This window comes from Nocardia sp. FDAARGOS_372 (assembly GCF_002554515.1).
Taxonomy (GTDB): domain Bacteria; phylum Actinomycetota; class Actinomycetes; order Mycobacteriales; family Mycobacteriaceae; genus Nocardia; species Nocardia farcinica.
On the sequence record NZ_PDDW01000001.1, the window covers coordinates 2,982,699 to 3,003,285 of the forward strand.

20 protein-coding genes and 1 pseudogene are annotated in these 20,587 nt (G+C 72.3%); 6 read left to right on the forward strand and 15 right to left on the reverse strand.

Features of this window, described 5'->3' with window-relative positions; all coding sequences use genetic code 11:
- Nucleotides 1-8: 8 nt before the first annotated feature.
- The 5 genes from mutM to CRM89_RS14450 all read right to left on the reverse strand — a co-directional run bounded on the left by mutM (nt 9) and on the right by CRM89_RS14450 (nt 3,385).
- Nucleotides 9-893, reverse strand: a complete 885-nt coding sequence (gene mutM, locus CRM89_RS14430; protein WP_086844065.1) for a bifunctional DNA-formamidopyrimidine glycosylase/DNA-(apurinic or apyrimidinic site) lyase — start codon at nt 891-893, stop codon at nt 9-11.
- Between the two features lies 1 nt (nt 894).
- Nucleotides 895-1,617, reverse strand: a complete 723-nt coding sequence (rnc, locus tag CRM89_RS14435) for a ribonuclease III (protein WP_011210718.1) — start codon at nt 1,615-1,617, stop codon at nt 895-897.
- Nucleotides 1,618-1,642: 25 nt separating this feature from the next.
- The gene (gene rpmF / locus CRM89_RS14440) at nt 1,643-1,825 is read right to left on the reverse strand and encodes a 50S ribosomal protein L32 (protein WP_011210719.1); all 183 of its coding nucleotides are present in this window, start codon (nt 1,823-1,825) and stop codon (nt 1,643-1,645) included.
- A gap of 57 nt (nt 1,826-1,882) precedes the next feature.
- The gene (locus CRM89_RS14445) at nt 1,883-2,509 is read right to left on the reverse strand and encodes a DUF177 domain-containing protein (RefSeq protein WP_011210720.1); all 627 of its coding nucleotides are present in this window, start codon (nt 2,507-2,509) and stop codon (nt 1,883-1,885) included.
- A 129-nt stretch (nt 2,510-2,638) separates the two neighbouring features.
- Entirely contained in the window at nt 2,639-3,385 is a 747-nt protein-coding gene (locus tag CRM89_RS14450; protein WP_041560319.1) for a DivIVA domain-containing protein, read from the reverse strand.
- Nucleotides 3,386-3,617: 232 nt separating this feature from the next.
- Between CRM89_RS14450 and CRM89_RS14455 the strand changes: the two genes are divergently transcribed.
- Nucleotides 3,618-4,130, forward strand: a complete 513-nt coding sequence (locus CRM89_RS14455; protein ID WP_098084385.1) for a GtrA family protein — start codon at nt 3,618-3,620, stop codon at nt 4,128-4,130.
- Nucleotides 4,131-4,184: 54 nt separating this feature from the next.
- Here the strand turns inward: CRM89_RS14455 and coaD are convergent, their stop codons facing one another.
- The 4 genes from coaD to CRM89_RS14475 form a co-directional block, all read right to left on the reverse strand.
- Nucleotides 4,185-4,670 (reverse strand): pantetheine-phosphate adenylyltransferase, encoded by a 486-nt coding sequence (gene coaD / locus CRM89_RS14460; RefSeq protein WP_011210723.1) that lies wholly within the window; start codon nt 4,668-4,670, stop codon nt 4,185-4,187.
- A 41-nt stretch (nt 4,671-4,711) separates the two neighbouring features.
- Nucleotides 4,712-5,278 carry a 16S rRNA (guanine(966)-N(2))-methyltransferase RsmD gene (rsmD, locus tag CRM89_RS14465; protein ID WP_098084387.1) on the reverse strand — a complete coding sequence of 189 codons (567 nt, stop codon included), beginning with the start codon at nt 5,276-5,278 and terminating at the stop codon, nt 4,712-4,714.
- A complete protein-coding gene (locus tag CRM89_RS14470; protein WP_011210725.1) occupies nt 5,278-8,679 on the reverse strand; it encodes a pyruvate carboxylase in 3,402 nt (1,133 codons plus the stop codon). Before CRM89_RS14470 ends, rsmD begins: the two co-directional genes overlap by 1 nt.
- A 133-nt stretch (nt 8,680-8,812) precedes the next feature.
- On the reverse strand, nt 8,813-9,193 hold the full coding sequence (locus tag CRM89_RS14475) for an SgcJ/EcaC family oxidoreductase (protein WP_060594819.1): 381 nt from the start codon (nt 9,191-9,193) through the stop codon (nt 8,813-8,815).
- 222 nt (nt 9,194-9,415) lie between these two features.
- Between CRM89_RS14475 and CRM89_RS14480 the strand changes: the two genes are divergently transcribed.
- A complete protein-coding gene (locus tag CRM89_RS14480) occupies nt 9,416-10,837 on the forward strand; it encodes a short-chain fatty acyl-CoA regulator family protein (protein ID WP_195039549.1) in 1,422 nt (473 codons plus the stop codon).
- A 22-nt stretch (nt 10,838-10,859) separates the two neighbouring features.
- Here CRM89_RS14480 and recG read toward each other — a convergent pair whose 3' ends face one another.
- Nucleotides 10,860-13,127, reverse strand: a complete 2,268-nt coding sequence (gene recG, locus CRM89_RS14485; RefSeq protein WP_098084389.1) for an ATP-dependent DNA helicase RecG — start codon at nt 13,125-13,127, stop codon at nt 10,860-10,862.
- A gap of 24 nt (nt 13,128-13,151) precedes the next feature.
- Entirely contained in the window at nt 13,152-14,786 is a 1,635-nt protein-coding gene (locus CRM89_RS14490; RefSeq protein ID WP_098084392.1) for a DAK2 domain-containing protein, read from the reverse strand.
- A 344-nt stretch (nt 14,787-15,130) separates the two neighbouring features.
- Between CRM89_RS14490 and rpmB the strand changes: the two genes are divergently transcribed.
- The 3 genes and pseudogenes from rpmB (at nt 15,131) to CRM89_RS30980 (ending at nt 16,675) form a co-directional block, all read left to right on the forward strand.
- Entirely contained in the window at nt 15,131-15,322 is a 192-nt protein-coding gene (gene rpmB, locus CRM89_RS14495; protein ID WP_011210730.1) for a 50S ribosomal protein L28, read from the forward strand.
- A gap of 87 nt (nt 15,323-15,409) precedes the next feature.
- Nucleotides 15,410-15,805, forward strand: a pseudogene (locus tag CRM89_RS30975) (N-acetyltransferase family protein); the annotation flags it as partial.
- Between the two features lie 93 nt (nt 15,806-15,898).
- Nucleotides 15,899-16,675, forward strand: a complete 777-nt coding sequence (locus CRM89_RS30980; protein ID WP_041561253.1) for an enoyl-CoA hydratase/isomerase family protein — start codon at nt 15,899-15,901, stop codon at nt 16,673-16,675.
- Nucleotides 16,676-16,685: 10 nt separating this feature from the next.
- Here CRM89_RS30980 and CRM89_RS14505 read toward each other — a convergent pair whose 3' ends face one another.
- The 4 genes from CRM89_RS14505 to CRM89_RS14520 all read right to left on the reverse strand — a co-directional run bounded on the left by CRM89_RS14505 (nt 16,686) and on the right by CRM89_RS14520 (nt 19,682).
- Entirely contained in the window at nt 16,686-17,567 is an 882-nt protein-coding gene (locus CRM89_RS14505) for an alpha/beta fold hydrolase (RefSeq protein ID WP_011210732.1), read from the reverse strand.
- Between the two features lie 90 nt (nt 17,568-17,657).
- Nucleotides 17,658-17,915, reverse strand: a complete 258-nt coding sequence (locus tag CRM89_RS14510; protein WP_011210733.1) for a hypothetical protein — start codon at nt 17,913-17,915, stop codon at nt 17,658-17,660.
- Between the two features lie 70 nt (nt 17,916-17,985).
- Nucleotides 17,986-18,669 carry a uracil-DNA glycosylase gene (locus CRM89_RS14515; protein ID WP_011210734.1) on the reverse strand — a complete coding sequence of 228 codons (684 nt, stop codon included), beginning with the start codon at nt 18,667-18,669 and terminating at the stop codon, nt 17,986-17,988.
- Between the two features lie 11 nt (nt 18,670-18,680).
- Entirely contained in the window at nt 18,681-19,682 is a 1,002-nt protein-coding gene (locus CRM89_RS14520; RefSeq protein WP_011210735.1) for a thiamine-phosphate kinase, read from the reverse strand.
- 99 nt (nt 19,683-19,781) lie between these two features.
- On the opposite strand from CRM89_RS14520, the gene CRM89_RS14525 reads away from it, so the two are divergent.
- Nucleotides 19,782-20,540 carry a DUF3515 domain-containing protein gene (locus tag CRM89_RS14525; RefSeq protein WP_098084395.1) on the forward strand — a complete coding sequence of 253 codons (759 nt, stop codon included), beginning with the start codon at nt 19,782-19,784 and terminating at the stop codon, nt 20,538-20,540.
- Nucleotides 20,541-20,587 lie beyond the last annotated feature (47 nt).

Below are 20,587 nucleotides of genomic sequence, written 5' to 3' on the forward strand. Positions count from 1 at the left end.
CGCAAAGCTCAGCGGCGGCGAGGCCTCGGCTGACAGCGCGGGCAGGAATACGACGATCGGTTCATGAACTTCTCGCGCACGATCGGCGCGCCGCAGCGGCGGCACGGCTCGTCCTGCCTGCCGTAGACGGCCAGTGCGCGTTCGAAGTAGCCGGACTGCCCGTTGACGTTGACATACAGCGCGTCGAAGGAGGTGCCGCCCGCCGCCAAGGCCTCCAGCATCACCGCCCGCACCTCGGCGAGCAGCCTGCGCACCGCGGGGCGGGTGAGGCCGGACGCGAGCCGGTTGCCGTTGATCCCCGCCCGCCACAGCGACTCGTCGGCGTAGATGTTGCCGATGCCCGACACCACGGTCTGGTCCAGCAGCACGCGCTTGATCTCGGAATTCTTGGCCCGGATCGCGGCGACCACGGACTCGGCGTCGAAGCGCGGATCGAGCGGATCGCGGGCGATGTGGGCGACCGGCTCGGGCACCAGCGAACCGTCCACCTCGGCCAGCGGCGCGAGCGCCCAGCCGCCGAAGGTGCGCTGGTCGACGAACCGCAACTCGCTGCCGTCGTCGAGCGCGGCGCGGATGTGCGCATGCTTCTCCACGGGCGCGTCGGCGGGCTGCACCAGCATCTGACCGCTCATGCCCAGGTGCACCACGAGGGCGGCGTCCAGCGCGGTCTCGTCGGCGGCGCCCGGCTCGTCGAAGGTGAGCCACAGGTACTTGCCGCGACGCTGCGCGGCGCGCACCCGGCGCCCGGTCATCCGGGCGGCCAGATCGGCCGAACCCGCGAGATGCCTGCGTACCGAACGCGGGTGGGTGATGGTGACGGCGCCGACGACACGGCCGGCGACATGCTCGGCCAGCCCACGCCGGACGACCTCGACCTCGGGAAGTTCGGGCACGTCAGGATTCGGCGGTCAGCGCCTGGTAGGCGGCGCCCGCGGCCTTCTGCTCGGCTTCCTTCTTCGAGCGCCCGACCCCTTGCCCGTAGGCGCGGCCGCCGATCACCGTGGTCGCGGTGAACTCCTTGTCGTGATCGGGTCCGGTCGAGGAGATCTCGTAGGAGGGCACCCCGAGGCCGCGTTCGGCGGTGAGTTCCTGCAGGCTGGTCTTCCAGTCGAGTCCGGCGCCCATGCGGGGGCCGCGCTCGAGCAGGTCGGCGAACAGCCGCAGCACCACGCCACGGGCCACGTCGATGCCGTGCTGCAGATGCACGGCGCCGAGCAGCGATTCCATGCCGTCGGCGAGAATGCTCGGCTTGTCCCGGCCGCCGGTGAGCTCCTCGCCCTTACCGAGCAGCAGGTGCGCGCCGAGACCGCCTTCGCCCAGACCACGCGCCACCTCGGCGAGCGCGTGCATGTTCACCACGCTCGCGCGCAGCTTCGCCAACTCGCCCTCGGACTTGTCCGGGTGTTCGTGGTAGAGCCGCTCGGTGATGCTCAGGCCCAGCACCGAGTCGCCCAGGAATTCCAGGCGTTCGTTGGTGGGCAGGCCGCCGTTCTCGTAGGCGTACGACCGGTGCGTCAGCGCCAAGCGCAGCAGATCCGGTCGTACGTCGACACCGAGGGCCTCGAGCAGGCTCGCGTGATCATCGGACGCGCCCGCGTCGTCCTTGCTGGCCGTCACGTTCGATGTCAGGGGGTCGAACCGGTCAGACGGCGGCGGTGACCTGGCGGCCCTTGTAGGTGCCGCAGGAGGGGCACGCGATGTGCGGCAGAGTCTTCTGGCCGCAGGCCCGGTTCGGGCAGGTGATCAGAGTCGGCGCCGCAGCCTTCCACTGGCTGCGCCGCGACCTGGTGTTGGAACGGGACATCCGGCGCTTGGGAACGGCCACGACTACTTCTCCTCTTGTCCTATTACTCTGCCGGTGACGGCTGACGGGGGTCTTGCGCTATCGGTCTGGGTCGGCGTCCGCATCGGGACCGCCGGTGCCGGGCGATCCGGTGGCGAACTTCGCCAGCCCGGCCCAGCGAGGGTCAAGTATCTCATGCCGGTGCTCGGATCCCGCAATCGCCATCCGAACCCCGCACTGCGGGCAGAGTCCGGGGCAGTCCTCGCTGCACAGCGGCTGGAGCGGCAGTTCGAGCCCGATGGCATCGACGATCAGCGGCTCGAGGTCGATCAGGTCGTCCTGCATCCGGTAGACCTCGTCGTCCTCGGTGGTCTGCTCGGTGGTGCTGTCCGGGTAGGCGTACAGCTCGGTGACCCGCAACCGCACCTCGCCGGTGAACGGCTCCAGGCAGCGCGAGCACTCCCCCTCGGTGGGCGCCGACACCGTCCCGGTGACCAGCACGCCTTCGGAGACGGCCTGCAACTGCAGGTCGAGCTCGACCCGGGCGCCCTGCGGGATGGCGATCAGGTCCAACCCGATGCGCTCCTCGGTGGTGACGGTGCGCTGCAGCTCCCGCATCGTTCCCGGGCGGCGGCCCAGGCTGCGGACGTCCAGCACGAAACCCGCGTCCGCCGTGCGGTGCGAGGCCGCTCGGGGACGCGACGCGGAACCGGAACCGGCGGGCATCACGAACTCACTCACGATCGAAGGGAAATGGGCAACCACTCCACAATACGCCGGGCACGGCGGTCTGCCAAAAATCGCCGCGGTGGCCGCGGGCGGAGCGAACGCCGCCGACCTGCGGGCGGGGTGAGATCAGCGACGGTAGTCGGTGGCGTAGTCCGGGGCGCCCGCACCGCTGCGCAGCTGGTGCCTGCCGCGGCCGACGGTGCGCAGCGTGCTGTTGAGGGTCTCCTCGAACTGCGCCAGCGTCGAGTCGACGTAGTGGTCGCACTCGTCGCGCATCCGGTCCGCCTCGGCCTGCGCGGTGTCGATGATCCGCGCGGACTCCGCGTGCGCGGCCCGCACCACCTCGGTCTGGGCGACCAGGCGGGCCTGTTCGGCCTCGCCCTCGGCCACCGACCGCTCGTAGGAGGCCTTGCCGGACTCGATCATCCGGTCCGCCTCGGCGCGCGCCCGGCCGGTGACGGTTTCGTACTCGGCCTTGGCCTCGGCCACGATCCGCTCGGCCTCGGCCTGGGCGGTGGTGACCAGGTGGTCGGCGTGCGCGCTCGCCTCGGCGACCATGCGATCGGCGTGCGCCTTGGCGTCGGCCAGGATGCGGTCGGCCTCCTCGCGAGCGGAGTCGATGGTGTCGCGGGCCTGCTCGTCGGCCGAGGTGACGGTGGTCTCGGCGGCCGTGCGGGCATCGGAGACGATCTTGTCCCGGTGATCGAGCACGTCCTGGGCGTCGTCGAGTTCGCCGGGCAGCGCGTCACGCACATCGTCGAGCAGGTCGAGCACGTCGCCGCGGGGCACGATGCAGCTGCGGGTCGGCGGGATGCCGCGCGCCTCCTCGACGATCGCCACCAGCTCGTCGAGCGCCTCGAAAACCCGATACATGCTCACCAACCTCTAGTCGTTCCTGTCGCGGAGTACCCCGTCGCGGACACGCGCGCCCGTGGCCCAGTGTGCCCCTCGTCACCGGTTCTGCCGAGTCTCGGTCCGGTGTGTCGTTCGAGTGTCTCGAACACCACAGAAACCAAGTGGAGAGCGATCCTCCACTTCATGTACATTCGACCCAGGGGACCGTCGACGGGGACCGGTCCCGCGAGCACGTTCGATCGGATGGACCATGGCCACTCTGGAACCACCGCGCTCGGCGGTCCTGCCTGCCGGGATGTACACGCCGTGGGCGGTGCCCCAGCCGGTCCTGTGGACGGCCCCCATGCCCCGGCTGTCCCGGGTCCTGGCCTACCTGCGCGGCGATCGCGCCCTGCCGCAGCTGATCCGGTTCGCCCTGGTCGGCGGTTCCAGCAACGTCGTCTACGTCCTGCTGTTCCTGGCCATGTACGACCTCGGCTCGATCGCGGCCAACATCGCGGGCTCGGTGGTGAGCACCGTGATCGCCAACGAGCTGCACCGCCAGCTCACCTTCCACGCCGCCGATCGGGTCGGCTGGTTCACCGCGCAGTGGGAGGCGGGCGGTCTCGCCGTGCTCGGTCTCGCGATCACCACGGCGGCGCTGGCCGGACTCGAGTTCTTCGCGCCCGGCCTCGGCGACCTCGCCCAGGCCGGTGCGGTCCTCGCCGTCACCGCGGCGGTGGGCGGCATGCGCTTCCTCGCGCTGCGCGGCCTGGTTTTCTAGACAGCGCGTCTGCTGGACGACGAGCCGCGGCCCGGACCCACCGCGGCCCGAGCCTCAGCCGCGCCGCTCGGCGATCCGGTCCAGCAGCCGCTTGTGCACCACCGGCGGCAGCATGTCGCTGACGTCGCCGCCGTAGGTGGCGACCTCCTTCACCAGTGAGCTGGACAGGAAGCTGAACGCCGGATTGGTGGCGATGAAAAAGGTGTCCACGCCGGACAGCTTCTTGTTCATCTGCGCCATCTGCAGCTCGTAGCCGAAGTCGGTGGCATCGCGCAGCCCCTTGACGATCGCGGTGATGCCCTGCTCACGGGCGAAGTCCACCAGCAGGCCCCGCCAGGACGCGACCCGCACGTTGGGCAGATGCGCGGTGGTCTCGCGCAGCAGCTCCATGCGCTCCTCGACGTCGAACATGCCCTTCTTGTTCGGGTTGATCATGACGGTCACCACGACCTCGTCGAATTGCGCCGCCGCGCGGGTGAATACGTCGAGATGTCCGTTCGTCACCGGATCGAAGGACCCGGGGCACAGTGCTCCAGCCATGGGCCGACGCTATCAGGCCCGCGCCCGCCCCGCCGCGCCGCTCAGTCCGCTCCGGGCGCGTACTCGGCCAGTTCCAGCCGCGTCTCGCCGTACCGTCGCGGTGTGCCGGGCAGAAACGCTGCGGGCCAGTCGATTTCCGCGCTGCGCGCCGAGCGCTCGACCACCACCAGGGCGCCGTCGGCGAGCCAGCCGCGGGCGGCGAGCAGCGCCACGTCCGCCGCCACCGCCGCGGTGTCGAGCTCGTAGGGCGGATCGGCGAAGACCAGGTCGAACTCCCCCGCGCCGCCCTGCTCGAGCACCGCGCCCACCGACCCGGCGCGCAGTTCGGCGCCGGACAGCCCGAGTTCGGCGATGTTGGCCCGCACCACCTGCGCCGCTCGCCGGTCGGATTCGACCAGCAGGGCACGGGCCGCGCCGCGCGAGAGCGCCTCCAGCGCCAGCGCCCCGGAACCCGCGTACAGGTCCAGCACCCGCGCGCCGGCGAAATCCATCCGGGCGGCGAGCGCGCTGAACAGCGCCTCGCGCACCCGGTCGGAGGTGGGCCGGGTGCCCGCGGGCGGGACGCGCAGCCTGCGCCCGCCCGCGGTGCCCGCGACGATGCGCGGCATCAGTCCGCGGACTCGCGCAGCCGCAGTTCCACCAGCAGGTCACCGCCCTCGACCTGCTGCACCTTGCCGATGGCGACCCGGGCGACGGTGCCCGCGCGGGGCGCGGTGATGGCGGCCTCCATCTTCATCGCCTCGATGGTGCCGATGGTGTCGCCCGCCGCGACGGTGTCGCCCTCGCCGACGGCCAGGGTCACCACACCGGCGAACGGCGCGGCCACGTGACCGGCGTTGGTCTTGTCCGCCTTCTCCGCGACCGGCACCTCACCGGCCACCGAGCGGTCGCGCACCGCGACCGGGCGCAGCTGGCCGTTGAGGATGCACATGACGGTGCGCATGCCGCGCTCGTCCGGCTCGGAGATGGCCTCGAGTCCGATGAGCAGGGTGACGCCCTTCTCCAGCTGCACCCGGTGTTCCTCGCCGTGACGCAGGCCGTAGAAGAACTGGTTGGCCGAGAGCCCGGAGGTGTCGCCGTACTTCTCGCGGTGGGCGAGGAATTCGGCGGTGGGTCCGGGGAACAGCAACCGGTTGAGCGTCGCCCTGCGCTCGGCGGAGTCACCCGCCAGGGCGGCCTCGTCGGCCGGATCGAGCGGGGTCTCGGGCTTGGCGGGTCCGCGCCCGGCCAGCGCCTTGCTGCGGAACGGCTCGGGCCAGCCGCCCGCGGGAGTGCCGAGTTCGCCGCGCAGGAAGCCGATCACCGAGTCCGGGATGTCGTAGCGGCCCGGGTCGGCGGCGAAATCGTCGATGTCCACGCCGGAGCCGACCAGCGCGAGCGCCAGATCGCCGACCACCTTCGACGACGGGGTCACCTTGGTCAGGCGGCCCAACAGCCGATCCGCGGCGGCGTACTTGGCCTCGATCTCCTCGAAGCGGTCGCCCAGGCCGAGCGCGATGGCCTGCTGGCGCAGGTTCGACAGCTGACCGCCGGGGATCTCGTGGGTGTAGACGCGACCGGTGGGCGAGGGCAGTCCGGACTCGAAGGGCGCGTACACCTTGCGCAGCGCCTCCCAGTACGGCTCCAGGTCGCAGACGTTCTGCAGGTTCAGGCCGGTGTCGTACTCGCTGTTGGCCGCGGCGGCCACGATCGCCGACAGCGGCGGCTGGCTGGTGGTGCCCGCCATCGGCGCGCTCGCGCCGTCGACGGCGTCGGCGCCGGCCTGCCACGCCGACAGGTAGGTGGCGAGCTGACCGCCCGGGGTGTCGTGGGTGTGCACGTGCACGGGCAGGTCGAAGTTGCTGCGCAGCGCGGTGACCAGGGTGGCCGCCGCCGGCGCGCGCAGCAGCCCGGCCATGTCCTTGATCGCGAGCACGTGCGCGCCCGCGTCGACGATCTGCTCGGCCAGCTTGAGGTAGTAGTCGAGGGTGTAGAGGTTCTCGTTCGGGTCCGACAGGTCACCGGTGTAGCTGATCGCCACTTCCGCGACGGCGCGGCCGGTTTCGCGCACGGCGTCGATGGCGGGGCGCATCTGGTCGACGTTGTTGAGCGCGTCGAAGATGCGGAAGATATCGATGCCGGTGTCGGTGGCCTCCCGCACGAACGCCTTGGTCACCTGTTCCGGATACGGCGTGTAGCCGACGGTGTTGCGCCCGCGCAACAGCATCTGCAGGCAGATGTTGGGGATCGCCTCGCGCAACGCGGCCAGCCGCTCCCACGGATCCTCGTAGAGGAAGCGCAGCGCCACGTCGTAGGTGGCCCCGCCCCACGCTTCGATCGAGAGCAGTTCCGGCGTCATCCGTGCCACGTGGCCGGCGACCTGGAGCAGGCCGCTGGTCCGCACCCGCGTCGCGAGCAGCGACTGATGCGCGTCGCGGAAGGTGGTGTCGGTGACGCCGACGGCCTTCTGCGCGCGCAGCTCGCGGGCGAAGCCCTCCGGGCCGAGGCGCAGCAGCCGCTGCCGCGAGCCGTCCGGCGGCGGCGCGCTCAGGTCGATGGCGGGCAGCTTGTCGTGCGGGTAGACCGCGGTCGGGCGCTCGCCGTGCGGCTTGTTGACCGTGACGTCGGCCAGGTATTCGAGGATCTTGGTGCCGCGGTCGGCGCTCTGACGCAGCGTCAGCAGCTGCGGCCGCTCGTCGATGAACGAGGTGGTGACCCGGCCCGCCTTGAAGTCGGGGTCGTCGAGCACGGCCTGCAGGAACGGGATGTTGGTGGTGACGCCGCGGATGCGGAACTCGGCCAGCGCGCGCCGGGCCCGCGCGGCGGCGGCGGGCAGGTCGCGGCCGCGGCACGTGAGCTTGACCAGCATGGAGTCGAAGTAGGCGCCGATCTCCGCGCCGAGGTTGGCGCCGCCGTCGAGGCGGATGCCCGCGCCGCCGGGGGTGCGGTAGGCGGTGATGCGGCCGGTGTCGGGGCGGAAGCCGTTGGCCGGATCCTCGGTGGTGATGCGGCATTGCAGCGCCGCGCCGCGGATGGCCACCGCGTCCTGGCTCAGGCCGAGGTCGGCCAGGCTCTCCCCGGCGGCGATGCGCAGCTGCGACTGCACCAGGTCGACATCGGTGATCTCCTCGGTCACGGTGTGCTCGACCTGGATGCGCGGGTTCATCTCGATGAAGACGTGGTTGCCGCGCTCATCGAGCAGGAATTCCACGGTGCCTGCGTTGCTGTAGCCGATCTGGCGGGCGAAGGCCACCGCGTCGGCGCAGATGCGCTCGCGCAGCGCGGGATCCAGGTTCGGCGCGGGCGCCAGCTCGATCACCTTCTGGTGGCGCCGCTGCACCGAACAGTCGCGCTCGAACAGGTGCATCACGTTGCCGTGCTGGTCGGCCAGGATCTGCACCTCGATGTGGCGCGGGTTGACCACGGCCTGCTCGAGGAACACCGTCGGGTCGCCGAAGGCCGATTCGGCTTCGCGCGAGGCCGCCTCGATCGCTTCGCGCAACTGTTCGGGCGCGGCGACCCGGCGCATGCCGCGTCCGCCACCGCCCGCGACCGCCTTCACGAAGATCGGGTACTCCAGCTCGCGGGACGCCGCCAGCAGCTGGTCGACGTCGGCCGACGGTTCGCTCGAGCGCAGCACCGGCAGCCCGGCGGCCTTGGCCGCCTCGATGGCGCGGGCCTTGTTGCCCGCCAGTTCCAGCACCTCGGCCGAGGGGCCGATGAAGGTGATGCCCTCGCGCGCGCAGGCGGCGGCGAGGTCGGGGTTCTCCGACAGGAAGCCGTAGCCGGGGTAGACGGCGTCGGCTCCCGCGGTCTTGGCCGCGTCGATGATGGCGTCGATCGACAGGTAGGCGCGAACCGGATGGCCCTGCTCCCCGATCTGGTACGACTCGGCCGCCTTCAACCGGTGGACGGAGTTGCGATCCTCGTAGGGGAACACGGCGACCGTCCCGATGCCGAGTTCGTAGGCAGCGCGGAACGCGCGGATGGCGATCTCGCCCCGATTGGCGACCAAGACTTTCGAGAACATTGGACAAAGGTACCCGGCCACCTACCGGCCGCGGACACCGAAGTCCCGCTTCGGCATCTTCTTCACAACTTTGGCTGGCAAGGTTGCGAAGTTTCGTTCATCCGCCCGTCACACGCCCGTGGCGCCCGGCGGCTCACTCCGGTGGCGCGAACGCGGCGGTCACGGCCGCCATGTCGAAGTAGTCGCGCCAGGCCGTGATCAGGCCGTCGCGCACCTCGAACACACCCATGACCGGCAGCGGCGTGGCTCGGCCGTCCTTGCCGCGCATGGTGTCGGTGCGCTCGTTCATCACCACGCCGTCGGCGGCCACCTGGTGGTGGATCTCGAAATCGATGGCCTCGAAGGTGGTCAGGAATCCCGCGACGAACTCCCGGATGGCGGTGCGGCCGACGACCGGCTCCATCGGGATGTTGTGGTACACGGCGTCCTCGGCGAAGTAGGCCGCGATCGCGTCGGGGTCGGGGGTCGACCAGGCCTGGCACAGGGCGCGGACGACGGCGTCGGGGTCGGTCATGGGGCACTCTTCTCGTCGGCGGCGGGGACGGCTTCCGATTGAAGCAAACAACCGCTTGGTCTCACGCGGGTTCGGCGGATTGCGCGCCGCGGCCCGCCGGGGCCTTCGCACGCTACACAGCCGCGCCCGACGTCAGAATGCGTTGCCGCAGTGGGATTCCGGCGCCGACAAGCCGCGCGACGGCGAGGTCTGCGAAGCGCGAAGGGTCTAGGATTTGCGCCCGTGCGCAAGATGTACGCGGGTGCCCGGTTGCGGCGCTTGCGCGAGGAACGGCGGATGACCCAGGCCGCGCTGGCCAAATCCCTCGATCTCTCGCCCAGCTACCTCAATCAGCTCGAGCGCGACCAGCGACCGCTCACCATCCCGGTGTTGCTCAAGCTCAATTCCACGTTCGATCTGGACGTGCAGTTCTTCGCCGCCGACTCCGACGCGCGGCTGGTCTCCGATCTGCACGACGTACTGGTCGACGCCGCAGGCGGGGACAGCGCCCCGCTCACCGAGGTCGAGGAGCTGGCCACCCGGCAGCCGGAGGTGGCTCGCATCCTGGTGGCCATGCACCGGCGGTTGCGCGCGGCCACCGACCAGCTGGATCTGCTCTCGGCGCGGGTCGCCACCCCCGCGGGCGCGCCGGGGGTGCCGATGCCCTACGAGGACGTGCGGGACTTCTTCTACGACCACCACAACCACATCCCCCAGCTCGATCACGCCGCCGAGCAGATGTTCGAGGAGTGCGGGCTGACGATCGGCTCGCTGGATCGCCAGCTGGCGCGGGTCGCCGAGGAACGCGCGGGCGTGACGGTGCTGGTACGCGGCGACGGCGCCGACCCCGCCATCCCCAAGCGCCACTACGACCCCGAGAGCCGCACCCTGACGCTGGCCAGGCGGCTGCGGCCCGGCCAGCGGGCCTTCCAGATCGCGGCGACGCTGGGCTTCCTCCTGTACGGCGATCAGCTCGACGCCGTGCTCGCCGAAACACCGTCGCTCACCGGCGAATCCCGCGCGCTGGCCCGGGTCGGCCTCGGCAACTACTTCGCCGCGGCGCTGATCCTGCCCTACGGCCGGTTCCTGCGCTCGGCCGAGGAACTGCGCTACGACATCGACCTGCTGAGCCTGCGGTTCGAGGTCGGCTTCGAGACGGTCTGCCACCGGCTGAGCACCCTGCAGCGACAAGGGCAACGCGGCGTGCCGTTCTTCCTGGTGCGCACCGATCGGGCGGGCAACATCTCCAAGCGCCAGTCCGCCACCGCCTTCCACTTCTCCCGGGTCGGTGGCAGCTGCCCGCTGTGGGTGGTGCACGAGGCCTTCGCCCAGCCCGGCCGCATCCTGACCCAGGTGGCCGCGATGCCCGACGGGCGGCGCTACCTCTGGATCGCCCGCACCACCGCCCCCGCGCCGCGCGGATTCGGCGGCGCCACCAGGGAATTCGCCATCGGTCTCGGCTGCGACATCGAATACGCCGACCGGCTGGTGTATTCGGCGGGACTGCCGGTGGACGATCCCGCCGCCGCGGTGCCGATCGGCGCGGGCTGCAAGGTCTGCGAGCGCCCGGCCTGCCCGCAACGCGCCTTTCCGCAGATCGGCAGCCCGCTCACGGTGAGCGAGCACACCAGCACCGACCTGCCCTACCCACGCCTGCCGCGCTAGCCGGCGACCGGCCGCGGGCGGCTCAGGACTTGGCGAGGTATTCCAGCCGTTCGGCGTCCACGGCGGCGTGCATCATCGCGGCCAGGCCCGGGTGCTCGCGCAGGCCCGGGTCCGCCTCGACCAGCCGGCGCGCCAAGTCCTGCGCCGTGGTGATCACTTCGAGATCGTCCAGCAGCGACAGCAGCCGCAGGGAGCGGGCGGTGCCGGACTGGGCCGAGCCGAGCACATCGCCCTCGCGCCGCTGGCGCAGGTCGAGCACGGCGAGCTCGAACCCGTCGTTGGTGGCCGCGACCGCCTCCAGCCGCGTCATCGCCGACCCGCCCGGCGCCGCGTCGGTCACCAGCAGGCACAGGCCCGTATGCGCGCCGCGGCCGACGCGCCCGCGCAGCTGGTGCAGCTGGCTCACGCCGAACCGGTCGGCGTCGACGATCACCATCACCGTCGCGTTCGGCACGTCCACGCCGACCTCCACGACGGTGGTGCAGACCAGCACGTCCACCGCGCCCTCGTGGAAGGCGCGCATCACCTCGTCCTTCTCGTCGGCGGGCAGCCTGCCGTGCAGCAGGCCGACCCGCACCGAGGCCAGCGGACCGTGCCGCAGCATCTCGAACACGTCGAGCACCGCCTGCGTCGGCGGCGGCTCCTTCTCCTCGGCGGCCTTGCGCCCCTTGGCGGTCCTGCCACCCTCCTCGTCGTCGCCGATGCGCGAGCACACCACATACGCCTGGCGACCCTGCCCGACCTCTTCCAGGATGCGCTCCCACGCGCGGTCCACCCAGTTCGGATGCAGTTTGCGCGGTACCACCTTGGACGTGATCGGCGAACGGCCGCGCGGCAGTTCGGTGAGCGTGGAGGTCTCCAGGTCGCCGAGGGTGGTCATGGCGATCGTGCGCGGGATCGGGGTCGCGGTCATCACCAGCAGGTGCGGACTGGTCCCGGCCTTGGCCTTGGCGCGCAGGGCGTCGCGCTGTTCCACGCCGAAACGGTGCTGTTCGTCGACGATCACCATGCCCAGGTCGAAGAACTCGACGTTGTCCTGGATCAGCGCGTGGGTGCCGATCACGATCCCGGCCTCGCCGGTGACCGCCGCCAGCAGCGCCGCCTTCTTCGCACTCGCCGACATCGACCCGGTCACCAGCACGACCCGGGTGGCGTGCTCGGCCGCGCCGAGTTCGCCGGCGGTCCCCAGCTCGCCCAGCATCGCGGTGAGCGAGCGGTAGTGCTGGGCGGCGAGGACTTCGGTGGGGGCGAGCAGCGCGCACTGCTGCCCCGCGTCCACCACCTGCAACATGGCGTGCAGCGCGACGATGGTCTTGCCCGACCCCACCTCGCCCTGCAACAGCCGGTGCATGGGATGGGTGCGGGCGAGGTCGGCGGAGATCTCCCCGATCACCTTCTGCTGCCCCGCGGTCAGCTCGAACGGCAACCGCTCGGCGAAGGCTGCCGCGATGCCGTCGGCCCGCGGTGGGCACGGGCGCGCGGTGCGCGCGGACACCTCGTGCCTGCGTTCGGCCAGCACCAGCTGCAGGGCCAGCGCCTCGTCGAAGCGCAGCCGGTCCCGGGCGCGATCGATGTCGGCGCGGTGCTCGGGCAGGTGGATCAGCCGCAGCGCGTCCGAAACCGGCAGCAGCCCGCGCTCCTCGCGGATGTCCAGCGGCAGCGGGTCGTCGATCGGATCGAGTTGTTCGAGCACCTGGCGCACGCAGGCCAGCAGATCCCAGCTCTGCACCTTCGCCGTCGCCGGATAGACCGGGATGAACTCCCGCGACATGAACGAGACGTCCACTCCGGCGGCGCCTTTCGCGCTCTCGGCCAATCCGCGCAGATCACCGCCGCCGCGCACCCTGGTCATCGTGCCGACCGACTCGTCCTCGGTCTCGGGCAGGATCAGGTAACCGGGGTGGCTCAGGCTCCAGCTGCCCGGCCGCCAATAGCTGACGTTGCCCGACATCATCGCCCGCAGGCCCTGTTTCACGACGTACTTGACCTTGTCGCCGTTGAAGAAGGTGACATCGACCGGGCGGCCCGAGCCGGTGTCGAGCTGCACCTTCAGCAGCGAGCCGCGGCGGTTGCGCATCGGGCGCAGCTCGGTCTTGGTGATCCGGCCGATCACGGTGATGTGCGAGCCGTCCTCGGGCGCCTCCTCGGTGAGCGGCTGGCCCTGGGTCGCGTACCGGAGCGGGTAGTGCCGCAGCAGATCCTCGACGGTGTGCATGTCGAAGGCGTCGGCCAGCGAGTCGGCCGCCTTCGCGCCGAGGATGTGGTCGAGCCGGTCGCTCAGTGTCGCCATGTGTCAGCCCTCATTCCCCACCGTTCATTCCACCCCGATCTGCACCAGATCCCCCCGCTGTCCGCCCGGGTACACCACCACCTCGACGCCGGGGAATCCCGCCTCGATGTGCGCGCACAGCTCCTCGGCCAGCCCGGGATCGGCGTCGGCGCCCAGCAGCAGCGTCACGAGCTCGCCGCCGAGACCGAGCATCCGGTCCAGCAGCGTGCGCCCGGCACCGGGCACGTCCCGGTCGATGACGACGACGTCGTGTCCCACCAGGCCGAGGCCGTCGCCCGGGGCGCACGTGCCGACCATGGTGAGCGCGCGCTGCTCGGCGCGGCGCAGCGAACCCCAGCGGGTGGCGGCGGCGGCCTCGGACATGGCGAAGGCGTCGTCGACGGCGATGCGGGCGCGGTCGTGGACCGCCAGCGCGGCCAGTCCCTGCACCATCGACCCGCTCGGCAGCAGCAGCACGTCGCGATGCTCGCCACGCGCGGCCACACCGACGGCCACCAGCTCGTGCGCGGGGAGCGCGCCGTTGGGCAGCACCAGCACCTCGCGGTGCGGCATCTGCCGGATCGCCGAGAGCAGACCGGCCGAGGTGACCGGATGGTCGTCGAGCACCACCGCGCCCGCCGCCTCGAACAGCGCCGCCGCGTCGGCGCCGGTCGCCACCGCGAGCACCCCGCGGTCGGCCGGACCGTCCTCGGGCTCGTCGTCGGCGTGCCCGCCGTCCGGGCCGACGCCGTCGATACCGAAGCTCTCGATCCTGATGCCGCGCAACGTCCCCGCGGCCAGGCCGGCCTCCACCGCCGCCCCGGCATCCGCGCAGTGCACGTGCACCGACCAGGTGCCCGCGCCGTCGCCCACCACCACCACCGAGTCGCCCAGCACGGTCAAGGCGCCGCGGAGTCGCTCGATCCGCGCGTCGTCGGAGTCGGAGACGAGGTACATCACCTCGAAGCCCGGCGTCGGCGGGCCCTCCGACGCGGACGCGGACGCGGCCGGTGTCCGCGCCACCGCGTGGCCGGGAGCGGCGGGCCGCGCGCCGGGGACAGCCGCGGGCCGCCGGTACTCCGGCCGGGCCGGACGGTGCCCGCGGGTCACCGCGACCAGCGCGTCGAGCAGCACCACCAGTCCGCGCGCGCCCGCGTCGACGACGCCGTTCGCGCGCAGCACCGGCAGCTGCGAGGGGGTGTCGCCGAGCGCCTTGGCGGCACCGTCGGCCGCGGCCACGGCGACCTCGGCCAACGACGGCTCGCGGCAGGCCGACGCGCTGTCGGCCGCGCACTCGAGCACGGTGAGGATGGTGCCCTCCACCGGTGCGCTCAGCGCGGCCCGCACGAGTTCGGCCGCCCGCCGCAAGGCCCGCGGCAGGGTCGCCGCCGTCAGCGGGCCGGGTTCGCTCGCCTCGGCGATGCCGCGCAGCAGCTGCGACAGGATGATTCCGGAATTGCCGCGCGCGCCCGCGGTCGCGCCGCGCGCCATGGCGGTCGCGACCTCGTGCGCGGTGCCGTGGGACGCGCCGACCCGGTCTTCGGCCGCCGCGACCGCGGCCCGCATGGTGGCCAGCAGGTTGGTGCCGGTGTCCGCGTCGGGGATGGGGAACACGTTGAGCGAGTTGATCTCCTCGCGGCGCTCGGCCAGCCCCTCGAGGCAGAGCCGCCCCCAGAGCATCAGCGCAGCGCTGTCGATCGTTTCCCGCTCCCCGGGCACTGTCACCTCACTCCCTCGCACCGCTGTCCACCGCCGCCCGCCAGGTTAGCGGCCCGCGCCGACACCGGCCGCACAGCGGCGACGACCGCCGCCGGGGCGCGTGACCTCGGTGTCGGCGGCTGCCCCGCGGCCCCCGGTTTGGCCGATCGGGGGCCGGGCGGTTACTCTTGCAGGGTTGCCGCGCGCCGCCCGCCGAGGTTGGCGCACGCCGGTGTCAGCCGGCAGGGGCACATCACGACATTGTTTCCGGACATGCCGCTCGTTCCGGGCGGCGGTCCCCACCTGACATGAAGGAGTTCGCGACTATGGCTGCCGTCTGCGACGTCTGCGCCAAGGGCCCCGGCTTCGGGAAGTCGGTCTCGCACTCGCACCGGCGCACCAACCGTCGTTGGAACCCGAACATCCAGACCGTGCGTGCCCAGGTCGCCCCGGGCAACACCCGCCGCATGAACGTGTGCACCTCCTGCCTGAAGGCGGGCAAGGTCGTCCGCGGCTGATTCGCTCCGCGGCTGATTCACGCTGTTCCGCACACGCCCCGGCACCCCTTCGGGTGAGCCGGGGCGTTGTCGTCCCACCGGTCTCCGATGAGGACCACGAACCGGCCGTGGCGCATCCTGCCCGCCACCACCGCGCACGCCCGCGGCATCGCCGCCTGCCACATCGCCTCCTGGCGTGAGGCCTACCGCGGCCTGGTCCCGGCGCCGATCCTCGACGCGTTCGACGTCGACCGCCGGGCCGCCGCGGTGACCCGCGACCTCCGCGACGACCGTTCCGGTCGCACCCGCGTCGCGCTCGTCGGCGACGACGTGATCGGTTTCGCCACCGCCGCCCACGGCGAGCTGCGCGCCCTCTACGTCCGTGCCGGGTGGTACGGCACCGGGGTGGCCGACGACCTGCTCGTCGCGGTCCTCGACCCCGGCGTCACCACGAGTCTGTGGGTCTTCGAAGACAATCCCCGGGCCCGCGCCTTCTACCGCAGGCACGGCTTCACCGCCTCCGGCGAACGCGGGCCGGAGGCGTTCACCGCCCTACCCCAGGTCCGCATGGTCCGGCCCGCCGCTAAGGTGCCGAGCATGACCTCCACCGAGCAGACCGAGTACATCACCACCGCCGACGGCGTCCTGCAGATCACCATCGCCACCGCCGCCAACGGCACCGCACTGGATTTCGCCGGCATCGCCGCAGGCACCACCGCCCTGCGCGAGCGCGGCGCGGAGGTGGGTGCGGTCCTGCTCACCGGTACGGGCGCGAACTTCTGCGCGGGCGGCAACGTGCGCGGTTTCGCCGCCGCCGAGGATCGCGGCGCACACATCCACGGGCTGGCGACCGACCTGCACGAGTTCGTGCGCGCACTCGACGCGACCACCGTCCCCGTGGTCGCCGGGGTCCAGGGTTGGGCCGCCGGCGCGGGCATGAGCCTCGTGCTCGCCGCCGACATCGCCCTCGGCGGCCCGTCGACCAAGCTGCGCCCGGCGTATCCGGGCATCGGGCTCAGCCCGGACGGCGGCATGTCGTGGACCCTGCCCCGGGTGGTCGGCATGGGCCGGGCACGGGAGATCCTGCTCACCGACGCGGTGCTCGACGCCGAGGAGGCCGTGCGCCTGGGCATCCTCAGCCGGCTCGTCGCCGATGACGCGGTCCGTGAGGCGGCGCGGGAGTTGGCGGTGACGCTGGCACGCGGACCGCGCACCACCTACGCGGGCATGAAAGAGCTGCTGCGGGCCTCGCTGACCTCGTCGCTGAGCGACCAGCTCGACCGCGAGCGGGACGGCATCGCCGCGGCCGCGAACAGCCCGGCGGGCCGGGAGGGTGTGGACGCGTTCGTGCAGAAGCGCCCGCCCCGGTTCTGACCGCCGCGGATCAGCGCGCCGCGGCGAGCACGAACTCCGCGACGGCGTCGGTGAAGGCGTCGTTGTCGTCGCTCGCCGCGGTGTGCGCGGCGTTGCCGATCTCCACCACCTGCGCGTGCGGCACCTGCTCCAGGAATTCGGCGACCGCCTCCTCGCTCACCACATCCGACATCCGGCCGCGCACCAGCAGTACCGGGATGGTGAGCGCGCGGGCGGCGGGCTCGAGCAGCGCGGCCATGCTGTCGGTGTCGGCGTCGGCGGTCCGGCCGTCGATCATGTCCGGATCCCAGTGCCAGTACCAGCGGCCGTCGCGGTGGCGCAGGTTGCGCAGCAGGCCGTCGTGGTTCTTCGGCCGGGGGCGATGCGGCAGATAGGCCGCGACCGCGTCGGCGGCCTGCTCGACGGTGTCGAAGCCGTCGCGGTGCTTGCCCAGGAAGGTCATCACCCGCTCGACGCCCTCGGGCTGGGGCCGGGTGACGATGTCGACCAGGACCAGCGCGCGGATCGCGGCACCGCCCGGCTGCGCGGTGGCCAGCAGGCCGGTGATGCCACCCATGCTGGCGCCCACCACCACGGCACCCCGCTCCGGGGTCGCGCCGAGTTGGTCGAGCACCGCGAGCAGATCCGCCACCATCACCGCGCGGCTGTAGTCGCGGTCGGGGGCCCACTGGCTGTCGCCGTGGCCACGCGCGTCCAGGGTGACCACCCGCAGTCCGCCCGCGGCCAGCGCGGCGCCGGTGCGTTTCCAGGAGTGTCGGGTCTGGCCGCCGCCGTGCAGGAAGATCACCAGCGGCCCGTCCTCGGGGCCGAACAGGTCGGCGGCCAGCTCGAGCCCGCCCGAGCCGCGCAGCCGCAGCGTCTGCGGCTCGAGAAGGTAGTTCGCATTACTCACGATCCGAGGATCGCACAGATGAGTGCTTCCTCACAGTCCCCCCTGCGCGCCGGGCCGGGCGGCTGTCCGCCGGCCCGGCGTCGCGACAGGTCAGCAGTCCAGCGGCATCGCGCTGAAAGTGCGCTGGAAGGTGCAGGCGATCTTCGCGTTGACCGAGGCGGAGATGGTGGACGAACCGGACGAGGTGAACTCCTCGGCCACCGGCGCGGTCTCGACCGCGCTCGGCGCGGCGGGCTCGAGCCGCAACGGCTCGGCGTTCGCGACGGACGCGCCCCCGGCCAGGGCGGCGGCCAACGCCAGGGTCGCGGTGGTACCGCGCAGACCGGCGCGAACGGTGGTGTGCTGCATGGTGGTGCTCCTCAATCGATGTGTCGTGCGATGGAACAGGCCCCGGAGCGCCCGGGACACGGTGGGATGGTCAGGGCAGGCGCCAGTCGACCGGCTCGGCACCGAGTTCGTCGAGCAGTTCGTTGGCCCGCGAGAACGGCCGGGAGCCGAAGAATCCCCGCGACGCCGACAGCGGGGAGGGATGGGCCGATTCGATGTAGGGCACCTCGGCCTCGGTGAGCAGCGGCTTCAGGGTGGCGGCGTCGCGGCCCCAGAGGATCGCGACCAGGGGTTCGTCCCGGGCGACGAGCGCGCGGATGGCCTGCTCGGTCACCGCCTCCCACCCCTTGCCGCGATGGGAGGCCGGCTGGCCGGGCGAGACCGTGAGCACCCGGTTCAGCAGCAGCACACCCTGATCCGACCACGGGGTGAGGTCGCCGCAGGAGGGTGTCGGGTGGCCGAGGTCCTTGTGCAGTTCGGCGAAGATGTTGGCCAGGCTGCGTGGAATCGGCGAAACATCCGGCGCCACCGAGAAACTCAGGCCCATCGGGTGCCCCGGCGTCGGGTAGGGGTCCTGGCCGACGATCAGCACCCGCACGTCGCGGAACGGCCGCTGGAACGCGCGCAGCACATTCTCGCCCGCGGGCAGGTAGCCGCGTCCGGCCGCGTTCTCGGCCCGCAGGAAATCACCCATCGCCCTGATGCGGTCGGCCACCGGCTCCAGCGCCTGCGCCCAGCCCGGATCCATGATTTCCGACAGTGGTTTCGCGCCCATGACCGCACAACCTATCGCGGTTCGTTTCCCGGCGCAGCCTCCGCCCCACGGAACGATTCCCAGCCCACGGCGCCGTCCCAGCTCATCCCGTCCACGGTGACCCCCGACCCCGCGCGGACCGTCCCGATCGCCCGCCAGCCCGGCGGCAGCGGTGCCTCCCGCGCCCAGGCGCCGACGAAGGCGTGATCCTCGCCGCCACCCAGAACCCATTGCCGCGCATCGACATTCATCGTGGCGGCGAGTGCGGTCAGTGCGTCGTCGCGCAACGCGGACGCGGACAGGTCGATCGCCACCCCGGAGGCGTCGGCGATGTGGCCGAGGTCGGCCAGCAGGCCGTCGGAGACGTCGGTCAACGCGTGCGGGCGCGGGCCGCCACCCACCGGCGCCGCCTCGTACGGCGGGTGCGGAACCCGATGCAGCGCCACCGCTTCGGCCCCCGGACCGTCCGGCGCCGCACCGGTGGTCAGCACCGCCAAGCCGGCCGCCGACCAGCCGAGCCGGCCCGCGACCGCGACCACGTGGCCCGGCCGCGCACCGGCCCGGGTGATCGGCGGCAGTCCGCCCAGGTCGCCGAAGGCCGTGATCGAGACGACCACCTCGCGGCTGCGCACGAGGTCACCGCCCGCGACGGACGCGCCCACCCGCTCCGCCTCGGCCCACATGCCCGCCGCGAGTCCGTCGATCACCTCGACCGGGGTGTCGGCGGGACAGCCGAGGGCGACCACGAAGGCGGTCGGCCGCGCGCCCATCGCGAACACGTCGGCGGCGTTCTGGGCGATGGCCTTGCGGCCGACGTCGTGCGGTGTCGACCAGTCCAGCCGGAAATGCCTGCCCTCGACGAGCATGTCGGTGCTCACCGCGAACCGCCCGTCCGGCGCCGCCACCACCGCCGCGTCGTCCCCCGGGCCGAGCAGCACCTGCGGGCCCTGCCGACGACCGGCGTTGATCCGCTCGATGAGCGCGAACTCCCCGAGCTCGCGCACCGTCGGCGGCGTCCCGTCCTCGCCGATCACCGGTCCTCCTTCCGCGACGGTCGTGCAGGCAGAAATCCGCTCGACGGTACCCTGATCCCGACCGAGACCATCGAGGCGGACGAGGAAAGGACCCGGGGCATGGCGGCGGATTCGCCGGACGACGGCGCCGAACGCGAGGACGGCGGCCGCGAGGCAGCGGACGGCGCCCAGCGCCCCGACGGCGACCGGGCCGGAACCGAGACCGACCGCCCGTCCCTCGACAAACCGCCCGCCGGGAACCCCGAGCCCGCCGACGAGGCCGAGCAGGAGTCCGTCGACCCGGAGCCCGCCGATGCGGAGCCCGTCGTCCCGGAGCCCGCCGACCGGGCCTACTCCCCCGCCCTGATCGCGACCGCCGTCGCGCTGCCGGTCATCCTCGTCGTCGGTGTGCTGGTCGCGGCGGTGATGGCGCGCAACCTGCCCACCGAACGCGAGCCGCTCGCGCTGGGCCCGGTCCCGGCCCCCGCCGCGGACGGTCCGGCATGCCAGGCGCTGCTGCCCGCGCTGCCCGCCGACCTCGGCGACTACACCAAGGCCACCCTGATCGAACCCGCGCCGCCCGCCACGCGCGCCTGGCAGCCGGAGGGCGAGGGCGAGCCCGTCGTGCTGCGCTGCGGCCTGGACCGCCCGCTCGAGTTCAACCGCGCCTCGTCGTTGCAGATCGTCAACGGCGTGCAGTGGTTCCAGATCCGCGACGACGCCGCGGCGACCAGCACCTGGTTCGCCGTGGACCGCGAGACCTACATCGCCCTGACGGTTCCCGACAGTTCCGGCCCCACCCCCCTGCAAACCGTCTCCGACACCATTACCGCCACCCTTCCCGCCCGCGAGATCGACCCCGGCCCGCTCCCCAACTGACCACTGGGGGACGGCTGTCCCGTGGCGATTCCCACACCCCTCTTGCC

Coding starts and splice junctions, on each gene's coding strand:
- CRM89_RS14445 (WP_011210720.1), bottom strand. CDS start 2,509: ATGCCCGCCGGTTCCGGTTCCGCGTCGCGTCCCCGAGCGGCCTCGCAC.
- CRM89_RS14450 (WP_041560319.1), bottom strand. CDS start 3,385: ATGTATCGGGTTTTCGAGGCGCTCGACGAGCTGGTGGCGATCGTCGAG.
- CRM89_RS14455 (WP_098084385.1), top strand. CDS start 3,618: ATGGCCACTCTGGAACCACCGCGCTCGGCGGTCCTGCCTGCCGGGATG.
- coaD (WP_011210723.1), bottom strand. CDS start 4,670: ATGGCTGGAGCACTGTGCCCCGGGTCCTTCGATCCGGTGACGAACGGA.
- rsmD (WP_098084387.1), bottom strand. CDS start 5,278: ATGCCGCGCATCGTCGCGGGCACCGCGGGCGGGCGCAGGCTGCGCGTC.
- CRM89_RS14470 (WP_011210725.1), bottom strand. CDS start 8,679: ATGTTCTCGAAAGTCTTGGTCGCCAATCGGGGCGAGATCGCCATCCGC.
- CRM89_RS14475 (WP_060594819.1), bottom strand. CDS start 9,193: ATGACCGACCCCGACGCCGTCGTCCGCGCCCTGTGCCAGGCCTGGTCG.
- recG (WP_098084389.1), bottom strand. CDS start 13,127: ATGGCGACACTGAGCGACCGGCTCGACCACATCCTCGGCGCGAAGGCG.
- CRM89_RS14490 (WP_098084392.1), bottom strand. CDS start 14,786: ATGCTCTGGGGGCGGCTCTGCCTCGAGGGGCTGGCCGAGCGCCGCGAG.
- rpmB (WP_011210730.1), top strand. CDS start 15,131: ATGGCTGCCGTCTGCGACGTCTGCGCCAAGGGCCCCGGCTTCGGGAAG.
- CRM89_RS30980 (WP_041561253.1), top strand. CDS start 15,899: ATGACCTCCACCGAGCAGACCGAGTACATCACCACCGCCGACGGCGTC.
- CRM89_RS14510 (WP_011210733.1), bottom strand. CDS start 17,915: ATGCAGCACACCACCGTTCGCGCCGGTCTGCGCGGTACCACCGCGACC.
- CRM89_RS14515 (WP_011210734.1), bottom strand. CDS start 18,669: ATGGGCGCGAAACCACTGTCGGAAATCATGGATCCGGGCTGGGCGCAG.
- CRM89_RS14525 (WP_098084395.1), top strand. CDS start 19,782: ATGGCGGCGGATTCGCCGGACGACGGCGCCGAACGCGAGGACGGCGGC.